Source organism: Pararhodobacter sp. (genome assembly GCF_034676075.1).
Lineage (GTDB): Bacteria > Pseudomonadota > Alphaproteobacteria > Rhodobacterales > Rhodobacteraceae > Pararhodobacter.
Map to the genome: position 1 here is coordinate 1 of NZ_JAUCCQ010000152.1, position 9,040 is coordinate 9,040.

The 9,040-nt window shown below is 69.5% G+C and carries 7 protein-coding genes; 3 read left to right on the forward strand and 4 right to left on the reverse strand.

The genetic code is table 11. The annotated features are described in order from the left end of the window. Positions 1–97: 97 nt before the first annotated feature. The 4 genes from VDQ18_RS21530 to VDQ18_RS21545 form a co-directional block, all read right to left on the reverse strand. Positions 98–3,487 carry a DNA translocase FtsK gene (locus VDQ18_RS21530; RefSeq protein ID WP_323022920.1) on the reverse strand — a complete coding sequence of 1,130 codons (3,390 nt, stop codon included), beginning with the start codon at positions 3,485–3,487 and terminating at the stop codon, positions 98–100. Positions 3,488–3,494: 7 nt separating this feature from the next. Next, positions 3,495–4,673 (reverse strand): aminotransferase class I/II-fold pyridoxal phosphate-dependent enzyme, encoded by a 1,179-nt coding sequence (locus VDQ18_RS21535; RefSeq protein WP_323022921.1) that lies wholly within the window; start codon positions 4,671–4,673, stop codon positions 3,495–3,497. Between the two features lie 272 nt (positions 4,674–4,945). Then, complete coding sequence (gene rsmD, locus VDQ18_RS21540) at positions 4,946–5,506, reverse strand: 16S rRNA (guanine(966)-N(2))-methyltransferase RsmD (protein ID WP_323022922.1); 561 nt, start codon at positions 5,504–5,506, stop codon at positions 4,946–4,948. Beyond that, complete coding sequence (locus VDQ18_RS21545) at positions 5,506–6,705, reverse strand: FAD/NAD(P)-binding oxidoreductase (RefSeq protein WP_323022923.1); 1,200 nt, start codon at positions 6,703–6,705, stop codon at positions 5,506–5,508. Before VDQ18_RS21545 ends, rsmD begins: the two co-directional genes overlap by 1 nt. 101 nt (positions 6,706–6,806) lie before the next feature. On the opposite strand from VDQ18_RS21545, the gene VDQ18_RS21550 reads away from it, so the two are divergent. From VDQ18_RS21550 to VDQ18_RS21560, 3 genes are all read left to right on the forward strand, one after another. Continuing rightward, a complete protein-coding gene (locus VDQ18_RS21550) occupies positions 6,807–7,292 on the forward strand; it encodes a peroxiredoxin (RefSeq protein WP_323022924.1) in 486 nt (161 codons plus the stop codon). 168 nt (positions 7,293–7,460) lie between these two features. Continuing rightward, positions 7,461–8,417: a delta-class carbonic anhydrase gene (locus VDQ18_RS21555; RefSeq protein ID WP_323022925.1), complete on the forward strand. Its 957-nt coding sequence runs from the start codon at positions 7,461–7,463 to the stop codon at positions 8,415–8,417. A gap of 114 nt (positions 8,418–8,531) precedes the next feature. After that, positions 8,532–9,040, forward strand: a 509-nt coding sequence (locus tag VDQ18_RS21560; protein ID WP_323022926.1) for a TIGR02466 family protein, incomplete at its 3' end; no start/stop codon positions are given.

Here is a 9,040-nt window from a genome sequence, read left to right on the forward strand (position 1 = left end):
GAGCGGCGTCTCGGAAACGCGCCAGTGGCGCGTTTCAGCCGCGAACGCCGCGCCCTTGGCGCGGCCGGACCTTCGCCCCCCGCTTCCACCCGGCCCCTCAGTGGCTTTCCGGCACCAGGATCTCGCGCTTGCCGACGTGGTTGGCGGTCGAGACCACGCCCTCCTGCTCCATCTGCTCCACCAGACGCGCGGCCTTGTTGTAGCCGATGCCCAGTTTGCGCTGGATGTAGGAGGTCGAGCATTTGCGGTCGCGGGCGACGATCGCCACCGCCTGGTCATAGAGCGCGTCATCGCCGCCCGATTCGCCACCGCCGAGGCCGAGCACGGCGTCGATATCCGCCTCGCGCTCGCCTTCCGGTCCTTCCAGCACGCCCGAGACGTAATCGGCGGGCCCGTAGCTTTTCAGATGCATCACCACCTCCTCGACTTCGCTGTCCGAGACGAAGGGGCCGTGCACGCGGGTGATCTTGGAGCCGCCGGCCATGTAGAGCATGTCGCCCGAGCCGAGGAGCTGCTCGGCCCCCTGCTCGCCCAGGATCGTGCGGCTGTCGATCTTCGAGGTGACCTGGAACGAGATCCGGGTCGGGAAGTTGGCCTTGATCGTGCCGGTGATGACATCGACCGAGGGGCGCTGCGTGGCCATGATCAGGTGGATGCCCGAGGCCCGCGCCATCTGCGCCAGGCGCTGGATGCAGGCCTCGATCTCTTTCCCCGCGACCATCATCAGGTCGGCCATCTCATCGACGATGACCACGATGAAGGGCAGCAGTTCCGGCGCGAATTCCTCGGTCTCGAACACCGGATCGCCGGTTTCGTCGTCGAAGCCCGTCTGCACGGTGCGCTTGAACATCTCGCCCTTGGCCTGAGCCTCGCGCACCCGGCCGTTGTAGCCTTCGATGTTGCGGACGCCCATCTTGGACATCTTGCGGTAGCGTTCCTCCATCTCGCCCACGACCCATTTCAGCGCCACGACGGCCTTCTTGGGGTCGGTGACGACGGGCGACAGCAGATGCGGGATGCCGTCATAGACGCTGAGTTCCAGCATCTTGGGGTCGATCATGATCAGCCGGCATTCGGCAGGCGTCAGCTTGTAGAGCAAGGACAAGATCATGGTGTTGATCGCCACAGACTTGCCCGAGCCGGTGGTCCCGGCGATCAGGAGGTGCGGCATCTTGGCGAGGTTGGCGACCACCGGCTGACCGGCGATATCGACCCCCAGCGCCAGGGGCAGGCGCATCTGGCTGTCGCCGAAATCGCGGGTGGCGAGGATCTCGCGCAGGACCACGGTCTGGCGGTCGGCGTTGGGCAGTTCCACCCCGATCACCGTGCGGCCCGGCACGGTCGAGACGCGGGCCGAGAGGGCCGACATCGACCGGGCGATATCGTCCGACAGGCCGATCACCCGGCTGGCCTTGAGGCCCGGCGCCGGTTCCAGTTCGTAAAGCGTGACCACGGGCCCGGCATGGGCGCTGACGATCTCGCCCCGGACGCCGTAATCGTCGAGCACGCTTTCGAGCATCCGGGCGTTCATGTCGAGCGCGGTCTGCGGCACCTGGGCGCGATGCACGCTGCGGGGATCAGCCAGCAGCGACAGCGGCGGCAGTTCGAACCCGTCGGACGGCGGCTCGAAGGGCAGCCGCGGCTGGGCCTCGGCCCGGGCCTGACGCGAGGGGGCCACGGGCGCTGCGCGGCGACCGGCGGCGGCCGGAGCGGCGGGGCGCGGGTCGGCGAAGGCCGAGGCCCGCGGCGGCGGCGCGTCGAAGCGCGAGATGTCGTTGTCCTCGTCCTCGTCGTCATCCTCGATCAGCGGTTCGGGATCGCGGCGCAGCGGCCCGCCCCGCGCGGGCGCGGCGCCCGGCAGCGGGGTCACCGGCAGCGTGGCGCCCGGATAGGCCGCAGGCGCGGGCTGGTAGCCGAAGGCATGGCTGAACGAGAAGCCCTGCGCCGGAGGCTCGACCGGCGCCACGGCGGGCGCGGCGGCGAGGGCCGGTTCGCGGCGGGCGGTCAGCGGCGGCTCGGCATGGGGCGGCTGCGGCTTGGCGCGGGTCGGGTATTCCTCGGGGTCGAAGCGCAGCACCGGCTTGGCGCGGCTGCGCGAGGTCATGAGTTCGGCGATCCGGGCCCGCAGCCCCTCGGGGCTGGGGGCGCGGGTATCGTATTGCGGCGCCTGCGTCTCGATCAGCTCGGCATCGGGCATGGACCAGACATCGGCCTGGGGCTCGGGTTCGGGCCGGCGGGTCAGCGCGGCAACGCGGCCCAGCACGCCGGGTTTCGCAGGCTCGGCCGCTTCCGGAGCGCGATAGGGCGCGGGCTGCGGCATGGGGGCACGGGCCTGGGCGGGCGTATGGAGCGGCGCGGGCCGCGCGCTGCCGTGGGGGGCTGCCGCGTGAGGGGACGCCAGCTGCGGCGCGGGCGCGCGCTGCGGCGCCTCGGCCGCCGGGCGGTGCCAGGACTGGCCCTGACGGGGTGCCTGCTGCGGCGCGTGATAGGGCGCTGCGGCGGGGGCGTCGTAGGGATCGGCCCAGGGGTCGGGTTCCCATTCCGGTTGCGGCGCCGGATGGCCGCGGCGGGCGCTGACCGGGGGCTCGACGGCGTGGCCATAGGGCGCGCGCGGCGCCTGAGCGGCGCGGGGATCGGCATGGAGCGGGCGATAGCCGGGATGCGCGGCGGCGGGCTGATGGTCCCAGCCCTGCTGGTCCCAATCGGCCCCGGCCGGATCGGCCCAGGGCTGGTGCTGCGCCAGCGCGTGGTCGGCGGCGGCACGGGCCTGCGCACGAGTCTCGCGCCGGGTCTGCCAATGCTCGTGACCGCGCAGGGCCAGACCGCCCATGCCGCGCACGGAAAAGCCCATCAGCGACAGGGCGCCCATATAGGTCAGGATCAGCCCCGACATCAGGAAACGGCCGATGCGGATCAGCTCGGGCACCGAAGACCCGAGGACATAGAGATAAAGCGCTACCGTCCCGGCGAAGGTCATCAGCGTCACCAGATTGGCGACGAAGGTGGTCATCGGCAGCGCCGTCATCAGCGCCGCCAGCACGGTGTCGCCGAACATGCCGCCCAAGCCGAAGCTCTGCACCCAGCCCGAGCCCGGCACCAGCGAGGCAAGCCAGACCGCCCCCAGCGCAAAGGCCACGGGGGCAAAGAACGACCGGCCCAGCACCAGATCCTCGCCCTGATGGATCACGAGGCGCGTGCCCCAGACGCAGAAGGCCAGCGCGATGCCCCAGGCCCCCTTGCCGATGATCGTGTAAAGGGGCGCGGCGATGGCGGCCCCGACCCGGCCGAGCGCGTTATGCACCGGCGCATCGGTCGCGGCCATCCAGGTCGGATCCTCGGGGCTGTAGGAGCCGAGGATCAGCGCCAGGACCAGCCCCAGGCCGATCAGGCCCAGGCCCAGCAATTCCTTGCCGCGCTGGCTGAGCATCGCCTGCAGCCGGTGGTCGATCAGCGGGTCGCGTTGGTGCGGGGTGGGGAAGCTGGCCATCGGATCCTCACGCATAAAGGCAGTTGCGCAGCAAGGTCAGTCCGCGCCGGGTCTCATCCTCCGAGGCGACGAGCGCCACGCGGATATAGCCAGCGCCGGGGTTTTCGCCCCCGACCTCGCGCGAGAGGTAGGCGCCCGGCAGCACACGCACGCCGGTCTCCTGCCACAGTTTCACGGTTGCCTGTTCGCCATCGGCGACCGGCAGCCACAGGAAGAACCCCGCTTCGGGGGGCATATAGGCATTGAGCCCGCCGAAGATCTCATCCGCGATGCGGTACTTGCGCTGATAGAGCGCCCGGCTCTCGGCGACATGCGCCTCGTCGCTCCAGACGGCGGCGGCGACGGCCTGCAGGGGGTCGGGCAGCGGCGCCCCGGCATAGGCACGAAGCTGCCGGATCGCCTTCATCGACTGGGGCCCCGCGGCCACGAAGCCCGAGCGCAGGCCCGGCAGGTTCGAGCGTTTGGACAGCGAATGGAACGAGACCACGCGCTCGGGATCGGCACCGATCCGCGCCGCGACCTCGAGGATGCCGGGCGGCGGCGTGTCGCGGTAGATCTCGGCGTAGCATTCGTCGGCGAAGACGCGGAAATCGTGCTTTTCCGCCAGCGCCAGCAGCTCGGCCCAATAATCCGCGCTGGCCACCGCGCCCTGCGGATTGGCGGGCGAGCAGAGATAGGCGATCGTCACCCGGTCCAGAAGCGCGGGCGGCAGCGCGGTGTAATCGGGCAGATGGCCGGTCGCGGCGGTGGCCGGGATATAGACTGGTTCGGCGCCGACGCTCAGCGCGGCGATGGCATAGACCTGATAGAACGGGTTCGGCGTCAGGATCACCGGGCGCTGGCCGTTCTTGGTTTCCGGCGACAGCGCCACGGCGGCGTTGAACAGCGCTTCGCGCGTGCCGTTGGCGGTGATCAGCCGGTCATTGGCAATGGTGACGCCATAGCGGCGTTTCAGCCAGCCCGAGATCGCGGTCAGCAGCGGCTCGGTCCCGTCATTGGCCGGGTAGCGGTTGAAGCCCTGCAGATTGGCCGCCAGCACCTCGCCCACGAAGGCGGGCATGGCGTGCTTCGGCTCGCCGATGGTCATGGCGATGGGCTCGCCGCCCGCAGGAAGGGGGTCGAGAAGCGCGCGCAGGCGCGGAAATGCGTAAGCCGGCAGGTTCGAGAACCGCTGGGGAAAATCCATGAATGCCTCTGCTCGACGGGATCGTATCGCCCCGTTTTGCCCGAAGGATAACCCGGCCGCGCGCGCAGGTCCAGAAAAAGGGTGGGGATTCCGGGCGCTTGTGGTTTTTGGGTTGTGAGGGGCAGCGCCGGGGGGCCAGCCCCCTGCCCGGCCGCGCCACGGGCGCGGCGTTCGCGGCTGAAACGTGCCACTGGCACGTTTCCGAGACGCCGCTCACCCCCTTGGGAAACCCAGTTCTCATCGTACACAAGATGATGTGGCAGAAGCTGGGCTCAGGGCGCTTGCAGGATCGTGATCCAGGTCTCGCCATAGCGGCGCTGGTCGAGCAGCGTGAAGCCTTCGGGCGCGGGCTGGGGGGCGTTTTCTTCCCAGACCAGCGTGGCGCCGGGGGCGAGCCAGCCGCCCTCCCGGGCCGAGGCGAGAGCCCTTTCGCCCAGCCCCTTGCCATAGGGCGGGTCGAGGAACACGAGGCCGAAGCCCGGGCCGCGGTTGGGCCCGAGATCGGTGGCGTCGCGCCGGTAAAGGCGGGTCGTGCCCATGGCGCGCATCTTCTCGATGTTGGTGCGAATGAGCGCCCGCGCCGTAGCCCCGTCATCGACCAGCGTCACTTGCACGGCGCCGCGCGACAAAGCCTCCAGCCCCAGCGCGCCGGTCCCGGCGAAAAGGTCGAGGACCCGTTGGCCCTGAACCAGATCGCCCCATTTCCCCTGCCCGAGCATGTTGAAAAGCGCCTCGCGCACCCGGTCCGAGGTCGGGCGCAGATGGGCGGCGGGATCGCCCGCCCCCACCTCGGCCAGCTGGAGCCCCCGCGCAGAGCCGCCGACGATCCGCATCAGAGAAGCGTCTTCAGCTCGGTCGCCGGATCGGCCACCGCCGCCGGATCGGGGGATTTCCCCGCGTCCAGCAGCCGCTTGCCGACCATGTAGCCGCGCGGGTCGTTCATCGCATCGACGGCGAGGAAGGTCTCGCCCCGGTAATACCAATGGCTGCGCGCCGCGCCCGCCTCGCGCACCACCACCCGGTCATAGCCGGTGTTGAGGCCCGCGATCTGCAGTTTCAGGTCGTATTGATCCGACCAGAACCACGGCATCGGCACATAGGTCTTGCCCGCACCCAGCATGTTGGCCGCCACAGCCTCGGCCTGGTCGATGGCGTTCTGCACGCTCTCCAGCCGGATCCGGGCGCCGCGATAGACGAAGCTGGCGCAATCGCCCGCCGCCCAGATCGACGGGTCCGAGGTGCGGCCCTGCTCATCGGTGCGGATGCCGTTCTCGATCACCAGACCCGCGGCCTCGGCCAGATCCTGACCGGGGGTGATGCCGATGCCGACGATGGCGAAATCGACCGGGATATGGCTGCCGTCGGCCAGATCGGCGCCGGTCACATGGCCGTCGCCCGTCAGCCGCGTCAGCCCCAGCCCCTCGCGGATCTCGACCCCGTGGCTCTGGTGCAGGGCGCGCATGAAATCCGCCGTCTCGGGCGCGGCGACCCGGCCGAGGATGCGCGGCGCCGCCTCGATCAGCGTGACCTTGAGGCCCTTCAGCGCCGCCACGGCCGCCGCCTCCAGCCCGATATAGCCACCGCCCACGACCAGGAGCCGCTTGCCCGGCGCGAATTCATGCGCCATCGCGTCGATGTCCGACAGCCGCCGCACGCCATAGACCCCGCCGAGCGTCCCGCCAATGGCCGCGGGCAGCATCCGGGGGTCCGAACCCGTGGTCAGCGCCAGCTGCTCGTAGCCGATCACCTCGCCCCCCACCGTCACCGTCTTCGCCGCGCGGTCGATGGCGGTGACCGGCGCGCCCAGCTTCAGGGTGATGTTCTGCTCGGCGTAAAACGCCTCGGTCCTCAGGAACAGGCGCTCGATATCCATCTCGCCCAGAAGGTATTTCTTCGACAGCGGCGGACGCTGGTAGGGCGGCACCGGCTCGTCCCCGATCAGCGTGATCTCGCCCGCATAGCCCAGCCCCCTCAGCTTTGCCACCAGCGACGATCCCGCCTGCCCTGCCCCGATCACCACGATTCCCGCCATGCCTGTCTCCCTGCTTGCCTTCGCCTCACGCGCACTGGATGCTGCGCCCGGGGGAGATATATCCCAGCCATTCGCGCAAACCCAGACAGGAGACGCCCTACATGACCATTTCCGTTGGCGACAAGCTGCCCGAGGCCACGCTCAGCAAGATCGGCGCCGAAGGGCCCGAGGCGGTCTCGGTCAGCGACCTGACCAAAGGCCGCAAGGTCGTCATCTTCGCCGTGCCCGGCGCCTATACGCCGACCTGCCATTCCGCCCATGTGCCCTCCTTCATCCGCTCCATGGACGCGCTGAAAGCGAAAGGCGTGGACGAGGTCGTCTGCCTCTCGGTCAACGACGCTTTCGTGATGAAAAGCTGGGGCGAGGATACCGGCGCGGCCAAGGCCGGGATCACCATGCTGTCCGACGGCATGGGCGAACTGACCGAGAAGCTGGGCCTTCTGTTCGACGCGGCGCCGGTGGGGCTGAAGGGCCGCTCCAAGCGCTATGCCATGATGGTCGAGGACGGCGTGGTGAAGGTCTATCACCCCGAGACCGGCAAGGGCTGCGAGATTTCCGGCGGCGAGGCGATGGTCGAGGCGCTGTGAGTCGGCTCGTCGGGGCGCTTCGGTGCCCCGACCGTCTTCCGGGGCGGGCGTCGGCGGCGACTTCTTGAAAAATGCAGGCGTTTTTCCGGCCCCGGGGCCAGGGCGTCGACGCGGCGGTAACTCTTTGGCGGCAGGCTTCTCGGGCCGATTCTGACCCGGAGTTGCCCTATGGTCCGCCTCTTTGCCCTGTCCCTGCTCGCCTTTCTCCCCGTTCCGGCCCTGGCCGAGGATGCGGCCCATGGCGCCCCCGCGCATGAGGTCTATGCGCCGGTCGCCACACAGGAGGCCTCGCATGGCGCCGCCCCTGCCGTGGCCGAGGCGCATGCGGCCGTGCATGAAGTCCCTGTGGTCGAGGATGCCGTGATCGACGCGCAGCGCGCGGCGCTGACCGCGGCCTTCCGCAGCCAGGGCTTCGGCCCGCAATCGCCCCGCGACATCGACATGCCGATCGGCGCCAATCTCAGGGTCTTCGGCCTTGCCCCCGATCCGATGCGGATGAACCTGTGCAACATCCACCTGCATGAAGGCGCCGAACACCGGGGCGGCGAATTCACCGCCTATGCCGGGAACGGCGACGGGGCGGGGAACGGGTCCGGCTACCTCTATACCGGCGACCTCAGCGCGGCGGAACTTGCCCCCTATGCCCATCCGGTCGGCGCCACCGACCACGGCGCGCTGGTGCCGGGCGACACGATCGAGGTGCATTTCGTCTATACCACGGCGCAGGTGCGCCCCGGGCCGACGCTGGGCGCCTGCCTCGATCCCGCCACCGGCAACCCGGAACTGCGGGTGGAGGCGGTGGTCATGGTGCTGGTCAACGACGACAGTGCCGCGAATTTCCTGGAACTGACGCAGGTGGCGACGCAGCGCGGCTATGCCCAGGCGCCGAACCTGCCGATGACCCTGGGGGAACCCGTGCTCTATACCGGCTCCACCACCGGGCCCGCCTATAACGAGACCGGCTCGCCCTATCAGGTGACCTGGAGCGTTCGGCCGCGGGTCCTCAGGGTGTCGATCCGGTCGCTGGACGCCTGGCTGGGGCACAATATCTTCGAAGAAGACCACGCCCACGGCGTGCGGAATCTGGTCATCGACCCCGAGCAGCTGTCGGCGATCCGCTATTGATCGGCGCGTGGCGGGGCCCCCGTCATCGCGGAATTTGCAGGCGACCGGCACTTGCGTGTAATCCGGGGATCAGACGCGCGGGCCCCTGCCCACGCCCAGCCCAGGACAACACGCATGGCCAAGCCCAAAGCCTCCGCCCCCAAAGCCTCCGACAAGGCGAGCATCGAATCGCTCTTCGTCACCCGCCTCTACCGCGCGCCGCTCTCGGCCTATCGGCCGACGGTCGACCACGATGAACTTGTGGCCTCGTGCTATTCCATCGCCGAGGATGACGAGGCCGGCCAGGAATGGTGCGAGGCCGAGGGCTATCCCGGCTATACCAGCTATGCCTCGCTGACCGACCTGCCCTGGCGCTTCCCGATCTTCGCCGAGATGGTCAAGGCGCTGGACAAACACGTCGCCGCCTTCGCCGAGGATCTGGAGTTCGACCTCGACGACCGCAAGCTGGTGCTGGAAGACATCTGGATCAACATCCTGCCCGAAGGCGGCATGCACAGCTCGCACCTGCATCCGCATTCGGTGATCTCGGGGACGACCTATGTGCAGATGCCCGAGGGCACCTCGGCGCTGAAACTGGAAGACCCCCGCTCGGCCCGGATGATGGCCGCGCCCCCGCGCAAGAA